The 23,591-nt window shown below is 65.9% G+C and carries 19 protein-coding genes; 11 read left to right on the top strand and 8 right to left on the bottom strand.

Annotation, left to right across the window (positions count from 1 at the left end; translation table 11 throughout):
* Positions 1 to 55 precede the first annotated feature (55 nt).
* The gene (locus B6V74_RS00535) at positions 56 to 1,789 is read left to right on the top strand and encodes an AMP-binding protein (RefSeq protein ID WP_088721684.1); all 1,734 of its coding nucleotides are present in this window, start codon (positions 56 to 58) and stop codon (positions 1,787 to 1,789) included.
* A 45-nt stretch (positions 1,790 to 1,834) separates the two neighbouring features.
* Here B6V74_RS00535 and B6V74_RS00530 read toward each other — a convergent pair whose 3' ends face one another.
* From B6V74_RS00530 to B6V74_RS00515, 4 genes are all read right to left on the bottom strand, one after another.
* On the bottom strand, positions 1,835 to 3,079 hold the full coding sequence (locus B6V74_RS00530) for an MFS transporter (RefSeq protein WP_088721683.1): 1,245 nt from the start codon (positions 3,077 to 3,079) through the stop codon (positions 1,835 to 1,837).
* 28 nt (positions 3,080 to 3,107) lie between these two features.
* On the bottom strand, positions 3,108 to 5,516 hold the full coding sequence (locus B6V74_RS00525) for a plasma-membrane proton-efflux P-type ATPase (protein WP_088721682.1): 2,409 nt from the start codon (positions 5,514 to 5,516) through the stop codon (positions 3,108 to 3,110).
* A complete protein-coding gene (locus tag B6V74_RS00520) occupies positions 5,497 to 6,642 on the bottom strand; it encodes an alpha/beta fold hydrolase (protein WP_206185166.1) in 1,146 nt (381 codons plus the stop codon). Before B6V74_RS00520 ends, B6V74_RS00525 begins: the two co-directional genes overlap by 20 nt.
* A 150-nt stretch (positions 6,643 to 6,792) precedes the next feature.
* Positions 6,793 to 7,605, bottom strand: coding sequence for an alpha/beta hydrolase (locus tag B6V74_RS00515; RefSeq protein WP_088721681.1), 813 nt, complete (start codon positions 7,603 to 7,605; stop codon positions 6,793 to 6,795).
* 173 nt (positions 7,606 to 7,778) lie between these two features.
* On the opposite strand from B6V74_RS00515, the gene kynU reads away from it, so the two are divergent.
* Positions 7,779 to 8,969: a kynureninase gene (gene kynU / locus B6V74_RS00510; RefSeq protein WP_088721680.1), complete on the top strand. Its 1,191-nt coding sequence runs from the start codon at positions 7,779 to 7,781 to the stop codon at positions 8,967 to 8,969.
* Between the two features lie 21 nt (positions 8,970 to 8,990).
* On the opposite strand, the gene B6V74_RS00505 is transcribed toward kynU, so the two are convergent.
* Positions 8,991 to 9,899 carry a LysR family transcriptional regulator gene (locus B6V74_RS00505; RefSeq protein WP_088721679.1) on the bottom strand — a complete coding sequence of 303 codons (909 nt, stop codon included), beginning with the start codon at positions 9,897 to 9,899 and terminating at the stop codon, positions 8,991 to 8,993.
* Between the two features lie 143 nt (positions 9,900 to 10,042).
* On the opposite strand from B6V74_RS00505, the gene B6V74_RS00500 reads away from it, so the two are divergent.
* Entirely contained in the window at positions 10,043 to 10,726 is a 684-nt protein-coding gene (locus tag B6V74_RS00500) for a type 1 glutamine amidotransferase domain-containing protein (protein WP_075774670.1), read from the top strand.
* Positions 10,727 to 10,792: 66 nt separating this feature from the next.
* Entirely contained in the window at positions 10,793 to 11,476 is a 684-nt protein-coding gene (locus B6V74_RS00495; protein WP_088721678.1) for an SDR family oxidoreductase, read from the top strand.
* Positions 11,477 to 11,508: 32 nt separating this feature from the next.
* Here B6V74_RS00495 and B6V74_RS00490 read toward each other — a convergent pair whose 3' ends face one another.
* Both B6V74_RS00490 and B6V74_RS00485 read right to left on the bottom strand, forming a co-directional pair.
* Positions 11,509 to 14,652: an efflux RND transporter permease subunit gene (locus B6V74_RS00490; RefSeq protein ID WP_088721677.1), complete on the bottom strand. Its 3,144-nt coding sequence runs from the start codon at positions 14,650 to 14,652 to the stop codon at positions 11,509 to 11,511.
* Entirely contained in the window at positions 14,649 to 16,040 is a 1,392-nt protein-coding gene (locus B6V74_RS00485; RefSeq protein WP_168184161.1) for an efflux RND transporter periplasmic adaptor subunit, read from the bottom strand. The genes B6V74_RS00490 and B6V74_RS00485 overlap by 4 nt, the downstream gene beginning before the upstream one ends.
* A gap of 226 nt (positions 16,041 to 16,266) precedes the next feature.
* On the opposite strand from B6V74_RS00485, the gene B6V74_RS00480 reads away from it, so the two are divergent.
* From B6V74_RS00480 to B6V74_RS00450, 7 genes are all read left to right on the top strand, one after another.
* Positions 16,267 to 17,172 carry an ABC transporter substrate-binding protein gene (locus tag B6V74_RS00480; protein ID WP_088721675.1) on the top strand — a complete coding sequence of 302 codons (906 nt, stop codon included), beginning with the start codon at positions 16,267 to 16,269 and terminating at the stop codon, positions 17,170 to 17,172.
* Positions 17,173 to 17,183: 11 nt separating this feature from the next.
* Positions 17,184 to 18,356: an ABC transporter permease gene (locus tag B6V74_RS00475; RefSeq protein ID WP_088721674.1), complete on the top strand. Its 1,173-nt coding sequence runs from the start codon at positions 17,184 to 17,186 to the stop codon at positions 18,354 to 18,356.
* On the top strand, positions 18,353 to 19,288 hold the full coding sequence (locus B6V74_RS00470; RefSeq protein ID WP_088721673.1) for an ABC transporter ATP-binding protein: 936 nt from the start codon (positions 18,353 to 18,355) through the stop codon (positions 19,286 to 19,288). The genes B6V74_RS00475 and B6V74_RS00470 overlap by 4 nt, the downstream gene beginning before the upstream one ends.
* On the top strand, positions 19,285 to 20,040 hold the full coding sequence (locus B6V74_RS00465) for an ABC transporter permease (RefSeq protein ID WP_088718773.1): 756 nt from the start codon (positions 19,285 to 19,287) through the stop codon (positions 20,038 to 20,040). The genes B6V74_RS00470 and B6V74_RS00465 overlap by 4 nt, the downstream gene beginning before the upstream one ends.
* Before the next feature lie 241 nt (positions 20,041 to 20,281).
* Complete coding sequence (locus tag B6V74_RS00460; RefSeq protein WP_088721672.1) at positions 20,282 to 21,052, top strand: amino acid ABC transporter substrate-binding protein; 771 nt, start codon at positions 20,282 to 20,284, stop codon at positions 21,050 to 21,052.
* Between the two features lie 72 nt (positions 21,053 to 21,124).
* Entirely contained in the window at positions 21,125 to 21,805 is a 681-nt protein-coding gene (locus B6V74_RS00455; protein ID WP_075774679.1) for an amino acid ABC transporter permease, read from the top strand.
* A complete protein-coding gene (locus B6V74_RS00450) occupies positions 21,802 to 22,587 on the top strand; it encodes an amino acid ABC transporter ATP-binding protein (RefSeq protein WP_088721671.1) in 786 nt (261 codons plus the stop codon). The genes B6V74_RS00455 and B6V74_RS00450 overlap by 4 nt, the downstream gene beginning before the upstream one ends.
* Positions 22,588 to 22,606: 19 nt before the next feature.
* On the opposite strand, the gene nrdF is transcribed toward B6V74_RS00450, so the two are convergent.
* Positions 22,607 to 23,584, bottom strand: a complete 978-nt coding sequence (gene nrdF, locus B6V74_RS00445) for a class 1b ribonucleoside-diphosphate reductase subunit beta (RefSeq protein ID WP_088721670.1) — start codon at positions 23,582 to 23,584, stop codon at positions 22,607 to 22,609.
* Positions 23,585 to 23,591 lie beyond the last annotated feature (7 nt).

The raw sequence follows: 23,591 nt of genomic DNA, 5'->3' as shown, positions 1-23,591 counted from the left end.
CCAAGGAGGATCATCGGCCGAATGTGCCGGCGATGGGGAGCCAGAGGAGGAAGTCATGCAAAGCGAGAGCAACCCGCACTCAGATCTCGGCGTGGTGCCGAAACGTGGTCTGGCCCATGTAGCCGGGCCGACCGATACCCCGCTGATCGAGGATACGATCCCAGCCGTGCTCAAGCGCACTGCCGAGCGTTGGCCCGATCGCGACGGCGCCATCTTCACCTCGGAGGGCATTCGCTGGACCTGGGCGGAGTTCGCGCAGCGGGTCGACCGGCTCGCCTCGGGGCTGCTCGCGCTCGGGCTTCGGCATGGCGACCGGCTCGGTATCTGGTCGCCCAACCGTTCGGAATGGCTGCTGACGCAGTTCGCGACGGCGCGGATCGGGGTGATCCTCGTGAACATCAACCCGGCCTATCGCCTGCACGAGCTGGAATTTGCGCTGCGCAAGACCGGTTGCCGGGCGCTGGTGCTGGCCGAGACTTTCAAGAGCTCGGATTACCTGTCGATGATCCAGCGCCTGCTGCCGGAGCTTGCGAAGAGTGAGCCCGGTCAGCTGGAAACCATGAAACTGCCCGATCTGCGCGACATCATCACTCTGGGAGAGACCCAGCATCCCGGCTGTCATCGCTTCTCGGATGTCGAGGCGATGGGTGCGGCGCAAAACCAAGGCGCGCTCGACGCTCTCACCGAACATCTCGACCCGAACGAGCCGATCAACATCCAGTTCACCTCCGGCACCACCGGATCGCCGAAAGGCGCGACCCTGACGCATCGCAATATCGTCAACAACGCGCATTTCGTGACCCGCGCAATGCTGGCGACCGAACAGGACCGCGTCTGCATCCCGGTGCCGTTCTACCATTGCTTCGGGATGGTGATGGGCACGCTGGGCTGCGTCACCAAGGGCGCGGCTATCGTCGTGCCGAGCGAAGGCTTCGACGCGCCTGTCACGCTGGCATGTGTCGCGGCCGAACGCTGCACCGCACTTTACGGCGTGCCGACCATGTTCGTCGCGATGCTGGAGCATCCCGATTTCGCGAACCACGACCTTTCGTCGCTGCGCACCGGCATCATGGCGGGCGCACCCTGTCCGATCGAGGTGATGAAGCAGGTGCAATCGAAGATGCACATGTCGGAAGTGACGATCGCCTACGGGATGACCGAGACCGCCCCGGTCTCGTTCCAGTCGGCCACCGATACACCCTTGGAAAAACGTGTGTCCTCGGTGGGTCAGGTGCAGCCGCATCTCGAGGTGAAGATCGTGCGCGAGGATGGCTCGCTCGCCAATGTGGGCGAGCAGGGCGAGCTGCTGACGCGTGGCTACTCGGTGATGTGCGGCTATTGGGGCGAGCCCGAGCGTACGAATGATGCGCTCGATGCGGATGGCTGGATGCATACGGGCGATCTCGCCCGGATCGACAGCGAGGGCTATTGCAACATCACCGGACGGGTGAAGGACATGATCCTGCGGGGCGGCGAAAACGTCTATCCGCGGGAGGTCGAGGAGTTCCTCTACACCCATCCCGATATCAGTCAGGCGCAGGTCTTCGGCATCCCGGATCACCGGCTGGGCGAGATCGTCGCCGCATGGATCGTGCCGCGCAATGGCGCCGAGTTGACCGAGGAGGCTATCCGCGAGTTCTGCCGCGACGAGATCGCGCATTTCAAGATTCCGGCGGTGATCCGGTTCAAGGAGAGCCTGCCGCTGACGGTTTCCGGCAAGCCGCAGAAATTCGTCATGCGCGATGCAATGATCGAGGAGCTGGGGCTCGCGGTCGAGGAAACTGCCTGATCTGACGAAAGCGCCGCGCGTCTTCCGCGCGGCGCAATTTCTGCGTCAGCCTAAGGTCTTGGGCTTGTGCGTCCCGTTAAGCCGGCTGCGCAGCGGCAGCAGGCCCAGCACCGCCGTCGTCGCGAAGCCCGCGCCCGCGAGGAAGGTCCATTGCGCGCCGCCGAACTCCCACAGCGCCCCTGCGATCACGCTGGCGATCAGCAGCGCCACGCCGGTGACGAGGTTGAACATGCCAAAGGCGGTGCCGCGCAACTCTGCCGGGACGGCTTCGGCCACCAGCGCGGCCAGCAGCCCCTGTGTGAAGCCCATATGCATTCCCCACAGGAGCACACCGATCGCAAGACCGCCGATCCCGCCGACCAGCGCGAGCGTCAGGTCCGCTGCGATCAACAACCCCAGCCCGACCAGCAGCAGCCCGACACGACCGACCCGGTCGGAAAGCGCCCCGACCGGATAGGCGATCAGCGCATAGACCGCGTTCATCCCCACCAGAACCAGCGGCACCAGCATCACCGGGATGCCGTCGTCATTGGCGCGCAGGATCAGGAAGGCCTCGCTGAACCGGGCGAGCGTGAACAGCGTCGCGACGACCACGACCCACCAGAACACGTTACCCAAGAGCTTGAGCTCTGACCGGGCGAGGGGGTTGCGCACCTGCCGCTGCGCGCGGGGATGGGCGGGCTCTTTCACCACGAACAGGATCAGCCCGAGCGACAGGAAAGCCGGGATCACCGCGACCCAGAAGACCGAGCGGAAATCGTCCGAGAACAGCCACATCAGCCCGATCGCGGCGAGCGGCCCGAGGAAGGCGCCCACCGTGTCGAGCGATTGCCGAAGCCCGAAGGCCGCGCCGCGCATCTTGCCCGGCGCGAGGTCGGCGATCAGCGCGTCGCGCGGGGCGCCCCGGATGCCTTTGCCCACCCGGTCGATGAAGCGCGCGGCCACAAGCCAGTCGAAGGTCGGCGCGAGCGGAAAGATCGGTTTCGTCACAGCCGCCAGCCCGTAGCCGAGCGCGGCCAGCTCCTTGCGCCGCCCGATCCGGTCCGACAGCGCCCCAGAAAAGACCTTGGTGATCGCGGCGGTGGCTTCCGCGATCCCTTCGATCACACCCACCGCCAGCGCCGTCGCGCCAAGTCCGGTCATCAGGTAGACCGGCAGCAGCGCATGGATCATCTCGGAGGAGACATCCATGAAAAGCGACACGAACCCCAGCGCCCAGATGCCCATCGGCAATCCGCGCCCGCGTTTACCTGTCGGGGTTTCCATTGCCTCTTGCGTGTCGTCCGTCATGTGCCTCCTGCAAGCGCCGTGATGGGGCTTACTGCCCGCGCGCTTGTGCCCTGCGATCATAAAGCGCTCGTATGAGCAAGGCCATCGCCCCCTCGAGGGGCAGCCAGACGAGGCAATAGAGCCAGACCAGCAGTGCGGGCCCCCAGCCGATCGGCGTCACGAACAGCCCATAGACCGCGATCAGCGTGCCCAGCAATTGCGTGGCCTCCGTCGTCGCGAACAGGCGCAGCGCCGGGAAGGGGCGCCGCCAGAACCAGCTTTGATGGCGCGTGACGAACAGCGTCATGTGCCCCGAGACGAGAAGCTTGAGGAAGATGATCGTCTGGATCTGGTCGCGCGGCAGGCCCAGATAGGCATCGACGAACCAGAACAGCACGAAGGTCTCGATCACCCCGGTCACGCCAAGCGTCGCCGCCACCGTCAGCACGCGCCGCATGTCCCAGCGCACCGGGCGTGGCGAGACCGAGACATTGTCGTAGGCGATCATCATGATCGGGAAATCATTCAGCACCGCCAGCAGCACGATCATGATCGCAGTGACAGGGTAGAAATCGAAGACGAGAATCGAGAGCGTCATGAATAGCAGCACCCGGATCGTCTCGGCGACGCGGAAGGTGGCATAGCTCGTCATCCGCTCGAAGATGCGGCGGGCTTCCTCGATTGCCGTGGTGATGATCGACAGGCCCTTGTCGGTCAGCACCAGATCGGCGGCGGCGCGCGCGGCATCGGTCGCGCCGCTCACAGCGATCCCGGCATCGGCCTTGCGCAGGGCAGGGGCGTCGTTCACCCCGTCCCCGGTCATCGCGACGATGGAATGCCCGGCCTGAAGCACCTCGACGATCCGGAACTTGTGTTCGGGCAGGACCCGCGCGAAGCCGTCGGCGGCGCGGACATTGGCCTCCACCGTGGCAGGGTCGCCATCGAGCAACTCGCCCGCGGGATAGATCTTCTGCCCGAGGTCGAGTTTGCCCGCGATCTGGCGCGCGATGGCTTCGTGGTCGCCGGTGATGATTTTGACATCGATCCCCATGTCGCGCGCGTCCGCGATGGTGCTGGCCGCATCCGGGCGCGGCGGATCGATGATCGGCAGCAGACCGAGGAATTCCCAGTCCTGCCCGGCGCGTTTCTGTGCGGCCCCGAGTGCGCGGTAGCCCTGCTGCGCAAGGGTTTCGACTTCGTCCTCCACCGCCTTGCGTGCGTCATCTGTCAGGGCTGCAAGCTCCACGATTACCTGCGGCGCGCCTTTCGCGACTTGCCAGCGATCGGCCTCGTGGCGCAGCTCCGCCTCGCTGCGTTTGCTGACCGGATCGAAGGGCGTGAAGCTGACGGTCTCGATAGCGTCGAGCGCGATGCCCTCCGCCGCTGCCAGCACCGCGGTGTCGATCGCATCGGGCGCGTCGCGGTCGCAGGCAAGCGCCGATGCGCGCAGCAGGTCTTCAACCGCGATGCCCTCTGCCGGGCGCGGGTCCTCGACGGTCAATTCGTTGAGTGTCAGGGTCCCGGTCTTGTCCGAGCACAGTACATCGACGCCTGCCAGCTCCTCGATCGAGACCAGCCGCGAGACGATCGCCTTCATCCGCGCAAGTCGTTCCGCGCCCACCGCCATCGTCACCGACAGAACCGTGGGCAGCGCGACCGGGATCGCCGCGACCGTCAGGATCAGCGCGAACTGGATCACCTCGAGCGGCGGGTTGTTCCGCTGAAACGAGACGATCACGATCATCGCCACCAGAACCAGCGCCGCTGCGATCAGGAAATTCCCGATCTGCATCACGGCTTTCTGGAAATGCGATTTGCCATTCGTGGTCTGCACGAGCGAGGCGGTGTGTCCGAAATAGGTCTCCATCCCGGTCGCGGTGACCTCGCCCGTCATCTCGCCCAGCTTCACGACCGAGCCGGAATAGGCGCTGTCACCCACGGACTTGTCGACAGGAAGGGACTCGCCCGTCAGAGCCGCCTCGTCGATCGAGAGATATTTGCCCTCGAACAGTGTCAGGTCGGCTGGAACGATCTGGCCGATCGACAGGCGCACGATGTCGCCGGGCACCAGATCACGCGCCGCGATCTCCTGCCATGTCCCGTCGCGTTTGACCCGCGCGCTCGGCGCCAGCTGCGCCTTGAGCGCCGCGATGGCGGAACTCGCCTTGCTCTCTTCCTTGAAACCCACGGCCGCGTTGAGCAGCAGCATCACGAAGATCACGCCGAAATCGGACCAGTCGCGCAGTACGAGCGACAGAAGCGCTGCAAGTTCGATCAGCCACGGGATCGGCCCCCAGAAATACCCCGCGATCCGCTGTAGCAGGGTTTTCTCGTCGCTTTTGAGCGCGTTCGGACCGTATCGCTCGAGCCTCTCTGCCGCCTCTGCCGCGCTCAGACCTGTCTTGCGGTCTGTTTTCGGCACATCCTGCGTCATCGGTTCAGCGACGGTCTGGTCCATTGTGCGTGTCTCCAGCTTTGGCCCCGAGCTTTCCGAGCCACTGGCCGATTTCCGGCCAGACATTCGAAAGGGTATGGCTGCCCATGAAGAGGCCGATATGCCCGCCCTCGACGAGGCGGCTCACGATATCCTTGCGCGGCGTGCCGAGCAGCGTCTCGGCGGCAAACACCTGTTCGCGCGTGGTGATGTCGTCCGCCTTGCCCGCCAGCAGGAAGGCCGGGCAGGTGATCGTGCCCAGATCGAGCTTGCGCCCGAGGCCCACGAACTCTCCCTTGGCGAACAGGTTCTGTTTGAACAGCAGGTCGATCGCCTGCAGGTAATAGCGCCCCGGCAGGTCGATGGGGTTCTCGTACCAGCTCTCGAAGCGCTCGGTGCGCTTCATGAAGTTCCGGTCGTCGATATGCTGGTAGAGATCGACGAACTTGCCGAAATACTGCTGATCGGCATGCATGTTCTTCCAGCCGGTGAGCATGAACCGCCCCGGCATCCGGCCTTCACCCGCCTCGACCATCTCCTGATAGGCCGAAAGCGGCATCTCATGGGCGAGCTTGCGTATCGGCCCGTGCCCGGCATCGGTGTCGATGGGCGAGCCCGCCAGCACGAGACCCGCGACCTTCTCGGGGAAGCGCGCGGCATACATCGCCGACATCCAGCCGCCCTGACACAGCCCAACCAGCATCACCCGCCCGCCGAGATCATCGACCGCGACATTGATCTCGGCCAGATACTTGTCGATGTCGAAATTGCGCATCTCGGGCGTCGCGCTTTTCCAGTCGGTGCAGAGAACACGCCCCAGCCCTGCATCCAAAAGCGTCTCGATCAGGCTCTGGCCCTTGGCGTAATCCGCGATGGTCGAGGAATGCCCGGCATAGGGCGCATCGACGATCACCGGAATGCCGCCGCCCGTGCCGCCGAAATCGCGCAGCCGCATCGTGTCGAGATCGAGCAGCACGTCGTTCTTCGTGGCCCATTCCGGGTCGGGCGGGTGCGTGATCTTGGCCGCCTCGTCGAAATAGGTCAGACCTTTCTCGACCGCGTCGAGCCCGATCTTCTGCCATTCCATCGCCGCAGCCATCGGCCAGAAGAAGGGAACGCTGTGTTCGTAGGTATTCTTGGCATCGCTCATGTTCGACACTCGCAAGACGCTTTGGTGCACAGATGCACTCTTTTGAGACCCCAAGGCCGGTTGGAATGCAAGTGCAGCGAAGCCCGAGCGCGCGAACGTGAAACTGATGTGTGGAACGGTGAGGCGGTTTGGGCAGCGGATGACGCTTTCTTAATCCGTGCTCAGAAGCGCCGTGATCAACGCGCTGGACGGGTCCGACAGCTCCTCGATCACGTCGAAATGGTGCCGCCCGTAGGCGGCGACCAGATCGGAAGACGACCAATGCTCGGCGAGCAGGGACGACTGGCGCAAGAATTCCGGACGCTCCGCCGCGCCGACCCAGACGGTAACCTTCACGCCGGGGCGCAGCTTCAGCAGCGCTGGGCTTTCGCTCGCGGCGATCTCGGGCGTGATCCCCAGGCGCGCATTCATCGAATGCATCTGCAGCGGACGCAGGTCATGCACACCGCTTACCGAGATCACCCGCCGGATGCGTGCCGCGGTTTCGTCGGAGAGCGCGCTCCCCTGAGACACCGACCGCGTCACGAGATGCCCGCCCGCGGAATGGCCGACGAGATGGATCGGCCCCTCCACCAGCCCCGCCGCGTGATCGATGGCCCGCGCGATCTGCTGCGCGATGCCGGGGATGCTGTTTTCCGGGGCGAGCGTGTAGCCGGGCAGGGCGACGGTCCAGCCCTGTGCCAGCGCGCCTTCCGCCAGATGGGACCACATGTCCTTGCTGAATTTCAGCCAGTAGCCGCCATGCACGAAGACCACGAGCCCCTTGGACGCGCCGGCGGGGCGGAAGATGTCGATCCTTTCGCGGGGCGCATCCCCATAGGCCACCTCGCTCATCCGATCGGCATGGCGCGACCGGAATTCGGCGGCGCGCTTGGACCACTGATCCGGGTAGCTGCTGCCATTCTCGATATAGCCGCCATTCTCGAAAGCATCTTCCCAGTCGATCCCGCTCAGGTCTTCCATGTTCTCTCCCGCTCGTTCCGCATCCTGTACGGAGACAGAGCATATCGCGCGGGATATTGCGAGGGCGGGGTTCGCCGGGTAGCGTGCGCCCGACCCGAAACTTTCGTGATGCATCAGCAGATTGCCAGGTTTAGAGCCGCGCTCCAGGCCGCGACAACAAGAGGAAGACCATCATGCCGAACCTGCCGAGAAAGCACCTATTCGATCTGCCCGAGGGGGTGATCTATCTCGACGGGAACTCGCTCGGGCCGCTGCCGCGCGGCGTGGCGGAGCGGCTGGAGAGCTGCGCGCGCGACGAATGGGGGCAGATGCTCATCCGGGGGTGGAACGAGGCGCAATGGATGGATCAGCCCGCCCGCGTCGGCAACCTCATCGGTCGGCTGATCGGGGCGCCGGAAGGGTCGGTCGTGCTGGGCGATACGCTCTCGATCAAGGTCTATCAGGCGCTGGCCTCGGCGCTCGAGATGCGGCCCGACCGCAAAGTGATCCTGTCGGACAAGGGCAATTTCCCGACCGATCTTTACATGGCGGATGGGCTCATCCGCTCACTGGGTCGCGGGCATGAGCTGCGCACGCCCGCCCCGGAAAATGTGGCGGACGCGATCACCGAAGAGGTCGCGGTGGTGATGCTGACGCAGGTCGATTACCGCACGGGCCGGATGCACGACTTCGACGCGATCACGCGCAAGGCCCACGCGGTCGGGGCGGTGATGATCTGGGATCTCGCACATAGCGCCGGCGCGGTGCCGGTGGACATGACGGCGAACGGGGCCGAATTCGCCGTCGGCTGCACCTACAAATATCTTAATGGCGGCCCCGGCGCCCCGGCATTCATCTATGTCCGCCCAGATATTGCCGAGACGGTGCGCCCCGCACTCAGCGGCTGGCTTGGCCATGAGGCGCCCTTCGCCTTCGATCTCGACTATCGCCCCGGCCGCGCGGTCGAGCGGATGCGCGTCGGCACGCCGCCGGTCCTGCAGATGACCGCGCTCGAAGAGGCGCTCAAGGTCTGGGACGGGCTGACGATGGATGAGGTGCGGGCGCGCTCCGTCGCGTTGTCGGAGCTGTTCATCCGCGAGGTCGAGGCGCGCTGCCCCGAGCTGGCTCTGCTCAGCCCGCGCGACCCGGGGGCGCGCGGCAGCCAGGTCTCGTTCGGTTTCGCTGACAGTTACGCCGTGGTTCAGGCCCTCATCGCGCGCGGAGTGATCGGGGATTTCCGCGCCCCCGACGCGATGCGTTTCGGCTTCACGCCCCTTTACCTCGATGAGGGCGACGTGACGCGCGCCGCCGAAATCCTCGGCAAGGTAATGGCCGAGCGGGCCTGGGATACCCCCGCTTTCAAGGCGCGTGGGCGGGTCACTTGAGCGGACGTATTAGAACTTCCGTCAGTCCGGCGACGTGAATTCGGCGACGACCTCTCGGATCAGCTCGCGCAACCAGACATGGCCCTGATCCCGGCGCAGATGCGGGTGCCATGCGATCTGGCTGGGAAAGGTGCCGAGGTCGACCGGCACAGGCACGTTGCGCAAGCCGTAGGGGCCGGCGGTCATCGCGGCCACCCGGGCAGGCACCGTGGCGATGCCGCCCAGCCGCGCGACGGCGGGTGCAGCGGTCAGGAAATGCGTGACCACGACGGCCGTGTTGCGGCGCAGACCAGTCGCTTCCGTACGCTTGTGAACGCCAGTGCGCCAATTGCCGGGCGGCGAGACGACCACATGCGGCAGGCTCTCGTAGAGGTCACGATCCAGCATCACGCTTTCCGGCAAGGCTTGCGGCGCGACGATACAGCGGAACCCGTCGTCGAACAGCTCCGAGACCACGAGATCCTCAGGCGGCGAGTCGAAGCGCCCGACTGCCAGATCGAAGGCCCGACCGGCGAGTTGTCGCGGGTCCAGATCGGGCCCGATCGGCGCGATCTCCAGCCGGGCCGACGGGGCCCGCTCCGCAAAGGCGGCAGCGAGCTCCGGCACCAGCACGATCTCGGCGTACGGCCCCAGCAAGAGCCGGAAACGGCGCGTGGTGCGCGCGGGATCGAAGGGCTCGGCGGCACGGAAGGCCTGTTCCAGCCGTTCCAGTCCGGCGGCGATGTCGGGCGCGATCTCGAGCGCCTTCTCGGTCGGTTCCACGCCGTAGCGGGCGCGCAGGAACAGCTCGTCACCCAGCGCCGCACGCAGACGTGACAGCGCAGCGCTCACCGTGCTCTGGGATTGGCCGAGCCGTTGGGCCGCGGCGGTGACATTGCGTTCTTCCATGACCGCATGGAACACGCGCAAAAGCGATATGTCGGGCGGCATGTCTCCAGAATATCGATTTCTGACGTGGCGTGCATCAATTTCTCGATCAGTAAACGCAACCTATCTCTGCTGGGACGCGTTGACGGCCCGAGACGAACAGGACCGGAAATGCCCTGAAACGCACAACCAAGGAGGCCAAACCCATGGCACGCATTCTTATTCTTTCGACCGCAGCCGATGCCCTTGGCGACACCGGCAAGTCCACCGGTGTCTGGTACGAGGAACTGGCGACGCCCTATTACGCCTTCCTCGATGCCGGTCACGAGGTGAAAGTCGCCACGATCGGCGGCCGCTCGATCCCGATCGACCCGAATTCGGACGTGACCGGCGACGACGCTCCGGCCTCGGTGACGCGCTTCCGCGACGATGCAGAGGCGAAGGCGGTTCTGGAAAACCCTTCGCGCATCGAAGACGAGGACATCACCGCCTACGACGCGCTCTACATTCCCGGCGGCCACGGCGCGATGTACGACCTCGCCGAGAGTGATATCGCCGCGAAGGCGATCAGCACCGCTTGGGATGGCGGCAAGATCGTTGCCTCGGTCTGTCACGGCCCGGCGGCCTTCGACAAGGTGAAGGACAAGAATGGCGACTCCATCGTGAAAGGCCGCAAGGTCTCCGCCTTCACCGACAGCGAAGAGCGTGGCGTTGGTCTTGCCGATGTCGTGCCCTTCCTGCTGGAGACCCGCCTGCGCGAATTGGGCGCGAAGTTCGAGAGCGTCGACGACTGGCAGCCCCATGCGGTCGCCGACGGGCGTCTGGTGACGGGCCAGAACCCGGCGTCGTCCGAGGCGGCGGCGAAAGAAGTACTGGCCCTGCTGGGCTGATATCGAGAGGCGCTGCCCGGTCCGGGTGGCGCCTTCTTCGTTCCCACCAAATTCAGAGAGGCTGACATGTCGAAAATCATTCTCATCACCGGCGCCTCCACCGGGATCGGCGAGAGCTGCGCGCGCCATGCGGTCGAGGCGGGTCACAAGGTGGCGTTGGCCGCACGCTCCGCGGACAAGCTCGAAGCGCTGGTCAAGGATCTGGGCGAAGAAAACGCCCTCGCGCTGCCCACCGATGTCACCGACCCCGATGCGCAGGAGCGCATGGTCGCCCGCGCGGTGGAGCATTACGGCCGGCTCGACGTGGTTCTGGCCAATGCGGGCGTCGGCGCCTCGGCGCGCGGCACCGAGGCCGGATCGGTCGAGAGCTTCCAGAAGATGATCGAGGTGAACTGTCTCGCCGTGACCTACACCGCGAAATTCACCCTGCCGCATCTGCGCGCCTCCAAGGGGCATATGGTGCTGACCGGCTCGAAGGCGTCGCAGGGCGCGATGTTCGGCTCGGTCTATTCGGCGACCAAGTGGTTCATCCGCGGCTATGCCGACAATCTCGGCGAGGAGCTAGGTGAAGCCGGTGGCCGCGTCACCTGCCTGCATCCGGGCATGGTCGATACGCCGTTCTTCGACGAGGCGAAACCCGACGCGCTGCGCCCCGACGACATCGCGCGCGCCTTCCTCTTCGCGATCGATCAGCCGGATCACGTCCTGATCCCGCATCTGCCGGTTTATCCGAAGCCGAAGAAAGACTGATCGGGTCGGGGCGCGTCTGTTCGCGCCCCGTCTCAGACGGGCAAGGCGTCGACCGGGTGTTCGACAGGAGGCTCCCTCGCCTCTGGCTCGGGATCGGCGGTGCGGACGCCGAAATCCTCGAGCACGGCGAGGATCGCCGGTGTCACGAAGAGCGACAGCACCGTCGCCGCGCTCAGACCGAAGGCGAGGCTCGCCACGATCGGGCGCAGGAATTGCGCCTGCGTCGAGCTCTCCAGCAAAAGCGGGCCGAGCCCGACCACCGTCGTCAGCGAGGTCAGGAAGATCGCGCGGAAGCGGTCGCGCACGGCCTCTTTGCCAGCCTCGAGCATCGGGGTTCCGGTCGCGCGTCTCTCGCCGATGAAGGCGTCGAGCAGGATCGCGTCGTTCACCACCACGCCCGCCAGCGTCGCCAGCCCCACGAGGCTCGGCAGCGAGAGAGGCAGGCCAAGCAGCACATGCCCCCACATGACGCCGATCAGGCTGAGCGGGATCGTCGCGATCACCGCGACGGGTCGGATGAAGCTGCCCATGTAGAAGGCCAGCAGCAGGTAGACCCCGATCGCCCCCGCCGTCATGAAGCGCGCAAGCGACGCGCCGGTGGTCGCGGTGTCCTGTTCCTCGCCCAGAACCTGCACCTTCACGTCGGGACGCTTCTGCGCCAGTTCGGGCAGGTAATCGGCCCGCATCGCCGCCATCAACTCGCGCGAATTGGCCCGCGTCGGGTCGATCGTGCCCTGCACCGAGACCGCGCGCTGCCCGTTCACATGGGTGATCGTGGTGTAACCGCGCGTCTCGCTGACCGTCGCTACCGCCGAGAGCGGCACCAGCGCGCCGTTCTTACCCGGCACTCGCAGCGCCAGAACGTCGCCGATAGCGCGCCGCTCGGAGGGCGCGAGCCGGGCCACGATATCGACCTGACCGCGCGCATCGGCGAAGCTGACCGCGCTGTCGCCACGGAAGGCCGCGCGCAACTCACCGGCCAGCGCGGCAGGCGTCACGCCCAGCAGGTTTGCGACGCCCGGCTTCATCCGCACCACCAGCTCGGGCTTGCCCGGCTGCAGATCGAAGGTCACGTCGCGTACCCCGTCGAAACCGCGGAAGAAGCGGCGCAACTCGCGCGCGGTGGTCGCCAGTTCGCCAAGATCCGGGCCGGTGACGAGCAGATCGATCGGTTTGCCGCCCGCGCCGCGCTCCTTGTCGGTGATCCGGAAAGCGGCCATGTCGGGCATCTTGCCGACGAACTGCTTCCAGCGATCGAGCACAGTGCCGACGTCGGTGGTGCGCGTCCCTGCGGGCAGCAGCGAAGCGCTCACCGTCGCCATGTTCGGCCCCGTGGTCGGGCTGTCGGCATTGCTGCCATAGGTGATCGTGTAGCTTCGGACGAGCGGCTGGCCGTCCGGTTGAGCGGGGCTCAGTTCGGCATCCATCTCCTTGAGCGCCTTGACGACCTTGCTCACCCGCGCCTCGGTCAGCGACAGCGGTGCGCCCGCAGGCAGCAGAAGCCGCGCCTCGACCGTGTCGCTCTCCAGCGTCGGGAAGCTCTGGTATTTCAGGAAGCCCCCGGTGAAGGGCGCGATCGAAAGCGACACGAGGAAGATCGCGAGCCCTATGGTCAGGTAGCGCCAGCGTAGCGCCACCCCGGCAAGCGGCACGATGACCCTGTCGCGCAGCCGATCAAACGCGCCGTTCACCGCGCGCTGCACGGGGCCGGGACGCATGTCGTGGCGCAGCGAGTGGCGCATATGGGCGGGGAGGATCAGGAAGGCTTCGATCAGGCTGACCGTCAGCGTGATAAGCAGCACGATCGGGATGTATTTCAGCAGCGCGCCGATATTGCCGGTCAGGAAGCTGAGCGGCCCGATCACCATTGCCGTGGTCAGGAAGGAGGCCAGAACGCCGGGAAAGACCTGCATCGTGCCTTTGACGGCAGCGACTTGCGCAGGTTCGCCCTGTTGCCGACGGCGTACGATGTTTTCGGAGATCACGATCGCATCGTCCATCAACAGGCCCGTCGCGACCAAGAGCGCCACCATCGTCATCATGTTGATCGTGTAGCCGAGGAATTGCATCGCGAAGATCGCGCCGAGGAAGCTGATCGGCAGGCCCATCGCGACCCAGAAGGACATGCGCAGCCCGAAGAACAGCCACATCGCGACGAGCACGAGGATCAGACCCTGCAACCCGTTGATCCCGATGATGCGCAGGCGCTCGACGATGTTGCGCGTGGAATCCGCGGAGATCGCGAGTTGGATATTGCCCGGCGCTTCGGCCTGCGCCTGTGCCATCTCGCGATCAAGCGCGGCCCGCACCCGCAGCGCATCCTGCGAGGCGGTCTTCTGGACCGAGACGATGGCGGCGCGCTTGCCGTCGAAATAGGTGGCCTGCGAGGGATCGGCGAAGCCTTCGCGGATCGTGGCGACGTCGCCCAGCCGCACCTCGCCGCCCGCGGCACTGCCCGCAATCGGGATCTGCGCCAGCTCGGCAGGCGTGCGCCCCTCGCCGAGGAATCGGATCGCGACTTCGCCCGAACGCCCCTCGAGCGAGCCCGCGGGCATGTCGAGGCTGTAGCGCGCCAGCGTCGCGCCCACGGAGCCCATGTCGAGCCCGAAGCGTTCGAGCGCGGCGCGGTCGAACTCGATCGCGATTTCGCGGTCGGAGAAGCCGTTCACCGAGACCAGCGAGATCGCGGGATCGGCGCGCAGTTGATCGGCGAAGCTCTGGGCATAGGCGTAGAGCACCGCCGGATCGTCCGGTCCGGTCACTGCCACCGACGAGACGGAGGCAGTGCGCTCGACGATCTGCACCACCGGATCGTCAGCCTTGTCGGGGAATGAATTGATCCCGTCCACCGCGTCCTTGATGTCGTTGTAGAAGCGCGTCATATCCGCGCCCTCGATCATCTCTGCGGTGATCTGGGCGCTGTTGTCGCGCGCGAGGCAGGTCAGCTTCGCAAGGTTCTCGACCCGCGTGAGGATCGGATCGGTCACGGTGCAGATGCCGGTCTCGACCTCCGAAGGCGCGGCGCCGGGATAGGTGATACGGACCGAGACATCCGAGGGCGGGGTCGCCGGGAAAGTGTCGCGCTGCAGGCTCGGCAGCGCCATCAGCCCGAGGCCCGCAATCGCGATCATCGCGATATTGGCCGCCGTGCGATGGCCGGCAAAAAGCGCGATCATTGCGCGGCCCCGGCGGGCTTGGCGGCGTCGCCCTCGGGCGCGGCTCCTTTGCCGCCGCCACCACCGCCGCCACCGCCACCGCTGCCCGGTTGCGGGCTCGAAGGTGTCTGGCCGAGCGCTTCGGCGGCGATCTCCGCCTTGCGAGCCTCGTCCTCGGTCGCTTTCACCGCCATGCCCGGTACCGCGATCGACGGGTCGGTGATCACCAGTTGATCGCCCGCCTTGAGGCCCTGTGCGATCACCGCCAGATCGCCCGAAACGAAGCTGGTCTTAACTGCGCGCTTCGCCAGCGTCCCATCCTCGGAGACGACCATTGCACTCCCACCCGCCACCGCTTCGGCGGGCACGACGAGCAGGCTCTGCTTGGGCGCGGCGAGTTCCACCGCGACGACCATGTTGCGCCGGAGGGGCGGGCGCTCGCCCGCCTGCGCCTGACCCAACGGATCGTCGACCCGCACCACGACGGGCGCGCTTTGCGTGGTCTCGTCGATCGCGTCGCCCATCCGCTCGACCCGGGCCTTCCAGACAATGGGATGCTCGGGGTCGGGCAGGGTGACGCGCGCCTTCAGATCCGTGACCTTCGTGCCGTCGCCCGCGAGCCGGAGCAGGGGCCCCATCCGCCCGATCGGGAATTGCGCCGAGATGTCGACGGCCTCGATGCCTTCGCCGCTCAGCAGGACCTGACCGCGATTGACGTATTGCCCGAGATCCGCGTCGAGCGAATTGACCCGCAGGTCGAAAGGCGCCGTGATCGTCGACAGCCCGATCGCACGGTCGATCGTCGCCGCCTGCGTATCCAGCACTTCGCGCTCTGCCTCGTTCAGCTTCAGCTGGCTTTCGAGATCGGCGACCTTGGTCTGCGCGGTCAGCAGTTGGCGGCGCACCCCGTCGAGTTGGGTTTGAGTGATCCGGCCCAGATCGTGGAGAGATTTCTGCCGATCGAACTCATCCTGTGCCAGCGCGAGGTCGGATTGCGCCAGTTCCAGACTCGTGCGCACCGTGTCGTCCTTGACCTTGGAGGCGGCGACCTGCGCCTCGAGACTGGCGCGCTGCAGTTTCAGATCGCTGTCGTCGATGGTGAAAAGCGGCGTTCCTTTCGCGACGATGTCACCGGGCGCGAGCGGCTCTGCGATGTCGCGGATCTCGCCCTCGATCCGGGCGATGGCGCGCCACTCGCGCACCGGGGCGACCATGCCGTAGCCGCTGACGCGCGGGATCATCTCGGTGGGCGCGAGCGTGATCACCCGCACCAGCGCCGCCGGGCGGTTCGCCTCGCTCGGACTGGGCAGCGATTTCAGATCGCCCGCAAAGACGATCGCCGCCACACCGAGCGCGGTCGGCACCGCCACCATCGCGAGCCTTGCCAGACCCGTGCCAATTCCCGCCATGATGTCCCTCATCACTCATGTCTTTTCACTATCTACCCGGAACTTCGCGCATCGACCTAGCGTAAATGTGACGCACCCCCGGAGGGAGGGGGACGCGCGCGGCGCGAGCCTCTCAATACCAAAGACGATCGGAGCAAGGCTTGGCGGGCGCGGGCCGGGCCCTACACTCAACCTAGATCACATCTCGAGACGACCACAGCCACCTGTTCAGGGAGCCAGACACGCCATGAAATATCCTCTTATCCTGGCCGCCGCGGTCTTCGGGGGCGCACTCGCCTCCACCGCGCAGGCCGATATCACCGTCTCCTCCAAGATCGACACCGAGGGCGGTCTCTTGGGCAATATCATCGCGCTATCGCTGGAAAATGCCGGGATGCCGGTGGAGCGGCGGCTGCAATTGGGCGGCACGCAGGTCGTTCGCAAGGCGATCCTCGCGGGCCAGATCGACATCTATCCCGAATATACCGGCAACGCGGCCTATTTCTTCAACGAGGCCGATAGCGATATCTGGAAGGATGCGGCAAAGGCCCATGATCGCGCGGCCGAACTGGACAAGCAGAACGATATCACCTGGCTCGATTCCGCGCCGGCGAACAATACCTGGGCGATTGCGGTGACGGGCGATCTGGCCAAAAAGAACAACCTCACCACGATGTCCGATTTCGGCAACTGGGTGTCGAATGGCGGTGACGTGAAGCTCGCGGCCTCGACCGAATTCGTTTCGTCCCCCGCCGTGCTGCCCGCGATGGAGAAGGCTTACGGATTCAAGTTGAGCCCCGATCAGACCGTGGTTCTCTCGGGTGGCGACACGGCGGCGACCATTCAGGCGGCGGCGCGCGGCACTTCGGGCGTGAACGCGGCGATGGCCTATGGCACCGATGGCGGCGTGGGCGCGGCGGGGCTCGTCGTGATGGAAGACGACAAGGGCGTGCAGCCGGTCTACGAGCCCACCCCGATCGTGCGCGACGCGGTGCTGAAGGAATATCCGAAGATCCCCGAAGTGCTGAACCCGATCTTCGACAAGCTCGACATGCAGACGCTTCAGAAACTTAACGGCCGTATCCAGGTCGGCGGTGAGCCTGCCGAGGCGGTCGCGAAGGATTACCTGACGCAGATCGGGGTGTTGAACTGAGCGCCGCAGCGATGCGTGTGCGGGGCGTGACCGCTGGCCTCTCGCCGCCCGGGGTGCTCTTCGCGCTCTTGGGGCTGGCTGCGATCTTCACACCTTTCCTGACGCTCGCCGCGAACCGGATCGTGGCGGGCGAGGGGCGCGCCCTGTGGACCGTCGCCGCGCCGCAGGTCACGGGGCCCGCGATGGCGCTGATGCTGCTGGGGCTCGCCTTTGGCCTGCCCGCCGCGCGGCCTTACTTGCGCATCGCGGGCGCGGCGCTTGGCCTCGCGGGACTGGTCTGGCTGCTGATCGCGGGCGCGTCGTTTCTGCTGACCGAGGCGGGCGAGTATGCGCGTGTCTCGCCGGCTGCCGGGTGCTGGTTCCTGCTGGTGGTCTTCGCGCTGATGATGGCCGACGCGCTTTCCGCGCTGTCGCCGGGGCCTGCAGCGCGGGCGGGAATTTTAGGGCTGGTGATCGCGCTCGTCGCGGCGCTGCTGTGGTCGGGGGCGCTGAGCGATCTGTCTATCGCGCAGGAATTCGCGAGCCGCAAGGACGCCTTCTACACCGCGAGCCTGCGCCATCTGGGCCTTGCCTTCGGTTCGCTGCTGGCCGCGGCGGTGATCGGCCTGCCGCTGGGCGTGATGTGCCACCGCAATGCGGCGCTGCGCGGTGCATTGCTTCCGGTGCTGAGCTTCCTGCAGACGATCCCCTCGCTCGCGATGTTCGGGATCATGATCCCGGTGCTGAGCTGGCTGAGCGGGATCATCCCCGGCGCCCGCGCGATCGGTATTGCGGGGATCGGCTTCGCGCCTGCCTTCCTTGCACTCACCCTCTATTCGCTGCTGCCGGTCGTCGCCAACGTGCTGGCGGGTCTGCGCAGCGCACCTGCCTCCGCGCTCGAGGCTGCGCGTGGGATGGGCATGACATGGCGCCAGCGTCTCGCGCGGGTGGAACTGCCGCTGGGCTTGCCGGTGGTGCTGGCCGGGCTGCGCATCGTGCTGGTTCAGAATATCGGGCTGGCAGTGATCGCCGGGCTGATCGGCGGCGGCGGCTATGGCATATTCGTCTTTCAGGGCCTCAACCAGACGGCGGGCGACCTGATCTTGCTGGGCGCGCTGCCCACTGTCGCCCTGGCGCTGGTTTCGGCCATCGCAATGGACATCCTCGTCGAACTGACGACCCCCCGAACGGAGCGTGAAGAATGATCGAAATCGACGAGATCACGAAGCTCTATGACGACACGACGGCGGTGGACCACGTTTCGATGACGGTCGAGACCGGAACGATCACGGTGATCGTGGGCACCTCCGGTTCGGGCAAGACGACGCTTCTGCGGATGATCAACCGGCTGATCGAGCCGAGTTCCGGCGAGGTGCGGATCAATGGCGAGTCAACCGCCGCGCTGCCCAAACACGAGCTGCGCCGACGGATCGGCTATGTCATTCAGGGCGACGGGCTGTTCCCGCATTATACGATCGCGGGCAATATCGGCGCGGTGCCCAAACTGCTCGGCTGGTCCAAGGACAAGACCAGCGCCCGGGTCGACGAGTTGCTGGACCTGTTCTCGATGGAGCCCGCGCAGTTTCGCGACCGTTATCCGGCGGAGCTGTCGGGCGGTCAGCAGCAACGTGTGGGCGTCGCCCGCGCCTTGGCCTCACGGCCCGATCTGCTGCTGATGGACGAGCCTTTCGGCGCGCTCGACCCGATCATTCGCGCCCGGGCGCAAGCCGATCTGCGGCGCATCCAGCGGCAGCTGGGGTCGACCATCGTGCTGGTCACGCATGACATGGAAGAGGCGATCCATCTGGGCGACCGGGTGGCTGTCATGGATGGCGGCAAGCTTCTGCAACATGGCACGCCCGCCGAGATCATCGCCGAGCCCGCCACCGATTTCGTCGCGCAGATGGTGGGCGGGGTTGATCGTCCGCTCCGGCTTTTGTCGTTGATCCCGGTCTCGGACGTGATGGAAGACGGGACGGCCGAGGGCGAGCCGATCGCGCCCGACACCAGCCTGCGCGATGCGCTGTCGCTGTGTCTTTGGCGCGGCTGCGAGGCGCTGCCGGTGGCGGATGGCGACCGTCCGCTTGGCAGGGTCACTCTGGCGACGATCCGCGCCCGCGCGGCGGAGCTGGCATGAGCCGCAGCGGCGCGATCCGGGCCACCTGCGTGGCGCTGCTGCTGGCGCTGGTGCTGCGTCCGCATTGGTTCGCGCCGGTCTTTGCGCCCTTCGCCCCGGCGGGCGGGCCGGTGATCTACGAGCGCGCCTCGATCCTGTCGCTCTCGCTCAGCCATCTGGGGCTGGTTGCGCTGGCCTCCGGGTTGGCGACGCTGGTCGCGGTGGGCCTTGCCATCCTCGTGACGCGACCTGCGGGCGCGGCTTTCCTGCCGCTGTCGCGCACGATCACCAATATCGGCCAGACCTTCCCGCCGGTTGCGGTGCTGGCGCTGGCGGTGCCCGCGCTCGGCTTCGGGGCCGGGCCGACGCTGGTAGCGCTGTTCCTCTACGGCTTGCTGCCGATCTTCGAGACGGCCATTGCCGGGCTCTCGACTCTGCCGCCCGCGACGATGGAGGCCGCCCGCGGCATCGGCCTGACCCGCTGGCAGCGCCTGATCCGGGTGGAATTGCCGCTGGCCCTGCCGGTGATCCTGACGGGCATTCGGCTGTCTGTGGTGATCGCCATCGGCACGGCGACGGTCGGCTCCACCGTGGCCGCGCGGACTTTGGGCGAGGTGATCATCGCCGGGCTTTTGACCAGCAACACGGCCTTCGTCCTTCAGGGCGGCGTGATCGTGGGGTTGTTCGCGGTGCTCGTCTATGACGCCCTGAGCCTGCTGGAGACCGCCCTCACACGCCGTCTGGGGCGTCCCTCCGCCGGGGCGGAAGCGTAGCGCGCGGCCCGGTGAAGGACGATAGCGTTTCGCCGAGACCGCGCGCCGTGGAACAGGCTTTCTTTCGCGTAGGGCATTGATGGAATTCGTTCCGCTTCCGCTCGGCGAGATGGGATAAAAGACTAATTTTATCAGATGCTTGTCTGGCGCATCGACTCCGGTATGCGGCGTTACTAGGTAAGGCGCCTGTCATTCCGACGCGCCCCACGGCGGCGTCTTCGACCTATCGGAGGTATCTCGCATGAAACCCGTTCGCACCCTCATCGCCATCGCAGCCCTCGCCGGGATCGTGACGCCCGCGGCCCAGGCCGCGAGCCTCGCTGACATCCAGAAAGACGGCGTCTTCCGCGTCGGCACTGAAGGCACCTATCCGCCCTTCACCTACCATGACGAATCCGGAAAGCTGACCGGCTTCGACGTCGCCATCGCGCGCGCTATCGGCGAAAAGCTGGGCGTGAAGGTGAAGTTCCTCGAAGGCCGCTGGGACGGCCTGATCGCAGGGCTCGATGCCGACCGCTACGACGCGGTGATCAACGAGGTGGGCATCACCGATGCGCGCAAGAAGAAATACGATTTCTCGCAGCCCTATATCGCGTCGAAAGCGGCGCTGATCGTGCGCAAGGACGAGACCGACATCACCGGCTTCGACGATCTGAAAGGCAAGACCGCCGCCCAGACGCTCTCGAGCAATTTCGGCAAGATCGCCTCGGATCACGGTGCCGAACTGATCGGCACGAACGGGTTCGATCAGTCGATCGCGCTTGTCATCCAGAACCGCGCCGATGCCACTGTGAATGACAGCCTGTCCTTCCTCGACTTCAAGAAGAACAAGCCGGACGCCCCCGTGAAGCTAGCCGCGACCATGCCCGATGCGAACTATTCCGGCGTGATCATCGCGAAGGACCAGCCCGACCTGCTGGCTGCGATCAACAAGGCGCTCGACGAGATGAAGGCCGACGGGACCTACCAGAAAATCTCCGAAGAGTATTTCGGGGAAGACGTCTCGAAGTAAGCCGCATGTCGAGCCGCGCGCGCCTTCGGGATTCAGCCCGGAGGCGCGTGAGGCTTGCAGAAAGGATCCGCCATGGCTGACTGGTTGCCCCTGATGTGGTCATCGCTCGTGCCGCTTTTGCAGGCGACGGTGACCTTCACGATCCCGCTGACGCTCATCACCTTCACGCTGGGCCTTGCGCTCGGGCTGCTCTGCGCGGTGATCCGGCTGTTCGGGCCGCGTCCGCTGGTGTGGATCGTGCGGTTCTATGTCTGGGTGATCCGGGGCACGCCGCTTCTGGTACAGCTTTTCCTGATCTTCTACGGGCTGCCGAGCCTCGGGATCACGCTCGACGCCTTCGTGGCGGGGCTGATCGGCTTCACGCTGAATGTCGGCGCCTACACGTCGGAAATCCTGCGCGCGGCGCTGTCCTCGGTGTCCAAGGGGCAGTGGGAAGCGTCCTATTCCATCGGCATGAACTGGCGGCAGACGATGACCCGCACCATCGTGCCCCAGGCCTCGCGCGTCGCGGTGCCGCCCTTGTCGAACAGCTTCATCTCGCTGGTGAAGGATACGTCGCTCGCCGCAGCGATCACCGTGCCGGAACTGTTTCAGGCGGCGCAGCGGATCGTCGCGACCACCTATGAACCGCTCGTCCTCTATGTCGAGGCGGCGCTGATCTATCTCGCGCTCTGCTCGGTCCTGTCGGCGCTGCAGGGGCGGCTCGAGCGGCGCCTCGGCCAATATGGCGGCTTTCTGGAGGAACGCACATGATCGAGCTGTCGAATATCACCAAGCGGTTCGGTGACAACGAGGTTCTGTCGGGGATCTCGCTGTCTTTGCCTGAGGGCTCCGTGACCGCGCTGATCGGCCCCTCCGGCGGCGGCAAGAGCACGCTTTTGCGTACCATCAACCTGCTGGAGGTGCCCACGAGCGGCACGCTCGCCATCGGCGACGCGTCCGTCACTCTGAGCGAAGGCGGCAAGCTGTCGCGCGCCCAGATCCAGAGCATTCGGCAACAGACCGGGATGGTGTTCCAGAACTTCCAGCTCTTCCCGCATCGCACTGCGATCGAGAACGTGATGGAGAGCCTCGTGACCGTGCAGAACTGGCCTGCCGCGAAAGCCCGCGAGCGGGCGATGTCGCTCTTGGAGAAGGTCGGAATGGCGCATAAGGCCGATGCCTGGCCCGCGACGCTTTCGGGCGGGCAGCAGCAGCGCATCGCCATCGCCCGCGCGCTCGCCCCGTCGCCGAAAGTGCTGCTCTGCGACGAGCCGACCTCGGCGCTCGATCCGGAACTGGCGGCGGAAGTCGTTGACGTTCTGGCACAGCTGGCCCGCGAGGGCACGACGATGGTGATGGCCACCCACGATTTGCGGCTGGCCTCGCAGATCGCCGAGCGGGTGGTCGTGCTGGAAAGCGGCGGCGTGGTCGAGACCGGCCCGGCGCGGCAGGTCTTCGATGCGCCCGAGCGCGAGCGCACCAAGCGGTTCATCGCCACGCTGAAATCGACCGGCGAGACCGCAGCCCCGGATACTGCCCCGCGCCCCGTCTGAGGCGCGGGCGGCGGCGGGTTCAGAACGCCCAGTCCTCGTCCTCGGTCGCGACCGCCTTGCCGATCACGTAGCTCGATCCCGAGCCCGAGAAGAAGTCGTGGTTTTCGTCCGATCCGGGCGAGAGCGCGGCGAGGATCGCGGGGTTCACGCGCGTCGCCTCTTCGGGGAAGAGCGCCTCGTAGCCGAGGTTCTGCAGCGCCTTGTTGGCGTTGTAATGCAGGAAGTGCTTCACATCCTCCGTCAGGCCCAGACCGTCATAGAGCTGCTCGGTATAGCGGCCCTCGATGTCATAGAGGTCGAACATCAGCGAGAAGGCGAAATCCTTGATCTCGGTGCGCTCGGTCTCGGTCGCCCGCTCCAACGCGCGCTGGAACTTGTAGCCGATGTAATAGCCGTGGATCGCCTCGTCGCGGATGATCAGGCGGATCAGGTCGGCCGTGTTGGTCAGGCGCGCGCGGCTCGACCAGTGCATCGGCAGGTAGAAGCCCGAATAGAACAGGAAGCTTTCCAGAAAGACGCTCGCCACCTTGCGCTTCAACGGTCTCGCCGTCGCGTCGTATTCGTCGAGGATCAGCCGCGACTTGGCCTGCAGATGCGGGTTTTCCTGCGACCAGCGGAACGCCTCGTCGACCTCGGCGGTGTTGCACAGTGTCGAGAAGACCGAGGAATAGCTGCGCGCATGCACGGCCTCCATGAAGGCGATGTTGGACAGAACCGCTTCCTCATGGGGCGTCGCCGCATCCGCCATCAGCGCAGGCGCGCCCACGGTGTTCTGGATCGTGTCCAGCAGCGTCAGCCCGGTGAAGACCCGGATCGTGAGCGTCTGCTCATCCTCGGTCAGTTGCGACCAGCTTTGAATGTCGTTCGACAGCGGCACCTTCTCGGGCAGCCAGAAATTCGAGGTGAGCCGGTTCCAGACTTCGAGATCCTTGTCGTCCTGAAGGCGGTTCCAGTTGACGGCACGCGGAACGGGGCGGGATGTGTGCAGATCTTTCATGGCGGGC

Source organism: Thioclava sp. F42-5, assembly GCF_002213195.1.
Classification (GTDB): Bacteria; Pseudomonadota; Alphaproteobacteria; order Rhodobacterales; family Rhodobacteraceae; genus Thioclava; species Thioclava nitratireducens.
Note: the sequence above shows the minus strand (reverse complement) of the source record. Positions and strands in the feature narration are given on the sequence as shown.

Coding starts and splice junctions, on each gene's coding strand:
- B6V74_RS00535 (WP_088721684.1), top strand. CDS start 56: ATGCAAAGCGAGAGCAACCCGCACTCAGATCTCGGCGTGGTGCCGAAA.
- B6V74_RS00530 (WP_088721683.1), bottom strand. CDS start 3,079: ATGACGGACGACACGCAAGAGGCAATGGAAACCCCGACAGGTAAACGC.
- B6V74_RS00525 (WP_088721682.1), bottom strand. CDS start 5,516: ATGGACCAGACCGTCGCTGAACCGATGACGCAGGATGTGCCGAAAACA.
- B6V74_RS00520 (WP_206185166.1), bottom strand. CDS start 6,642: ATGAGCGATGCCAAGAATACCTACGAACACAGCGTTCCCTTCTTCTGG.
- B6V74_RS00515 (WP_088721681.1), bottom strand. CDS start 7,605: ATGGAAGACCTGAGCGGGATCGACTGGGAAGATGCTTTCGAGAATGGC.
- kynU (WP_088721680.1), top strand. CDS start 7,779: ATGCCGAACCTGCCGAGAAAGCACCTATTCGATCTGCCCGAGGGGGTG.
- B6V74_RS00505 (WP_088721679.1), bottom strand. CDS start 9,899: ATGCCGCCCGACATATCGCTTTTGCGCGTGTTCCATGCGGTCATGGAA.
- B6V74_RS00500 (WP_075774670.1), top strand. CDS start 10,043: ATGGCACGCATTCTTATTCTTTCGACCGCAGCCGATGCCCTTGGCGAC.
- B6V74_RS00495 (WP_088721678.1), top strand. CDS start 10,793: ATGTCGAAAATCATTCTCATCACCGGCGCCTCCACCGGGATCGGCGAG.
- B6V74_RS00490 (WP_088721677.1), bottom strand. CDS start 14,652: ATGATCGCGCTTTTTGCCGGCCATCGCACGGCGGCCAATATCGCGATG.
- B6V74_RS00485 (WP_168184161.1), bottom strand. CDS start 16,040: ATGGCGGGAATTGGCACGGGTCTGGCAAGGCTCGCGATGGTGGCGGTG.
- B6V74_RS00480 (WP_088721675.1), top strand. CDS start 16,267: ATGAAATATCCTCTTATCCTGGCCGCCGCGGTCTTCGGGGGCGCACTC.
- B6V74_RS00475 (WP_088721674.1), top strand. CDS start 17,184: ATGCGTGTGCGGGGCGTGACCGCTGGCCTCTCGCCGCCCGGGGTGCTC.
- B6V74_RS00470 (WP_088721673.1), top strand. CDS start 18,353: ATGATCGAAATCGACGAGATCACGAAGCTCTATGACGACACGACGGCG.
- B6V74_RS00465 (WP_088718773.1), top strand. CDS start 19,285: ATGAGCCGCAGCGGCGCGATCCGGGCCACCTGCGTGGCGCTGCTGCTG.
- B6V74_RS00460 (WP_088721672.1), top strand. CDS start 20,282: ATGAAACCCGTTCGCACCCTCATCGCCATCGCAGCCCTCGCCGGGATC.
- B6V74_RS00455 (WP_075774679.1), top strand. CDS start 21,125: ATGGCTGACTGGTTGCCCCTGATGTGGTCATCGCTCGTGCCGCTTTTG.
- B6V74_RS00450 (WP_088721671.1), top strand. CDS start 21,802: ATGATCGAGCTGTCGAATATCACCAAGCGGTTCGGTGACAACGAGGTT.
- nrdF (WP_088721670.1), bottom strand. CDS start 23,584: ATGAAAGATCTGCACACATCCCGCCCCGTTCCGCGTGCCGTCAACTGG.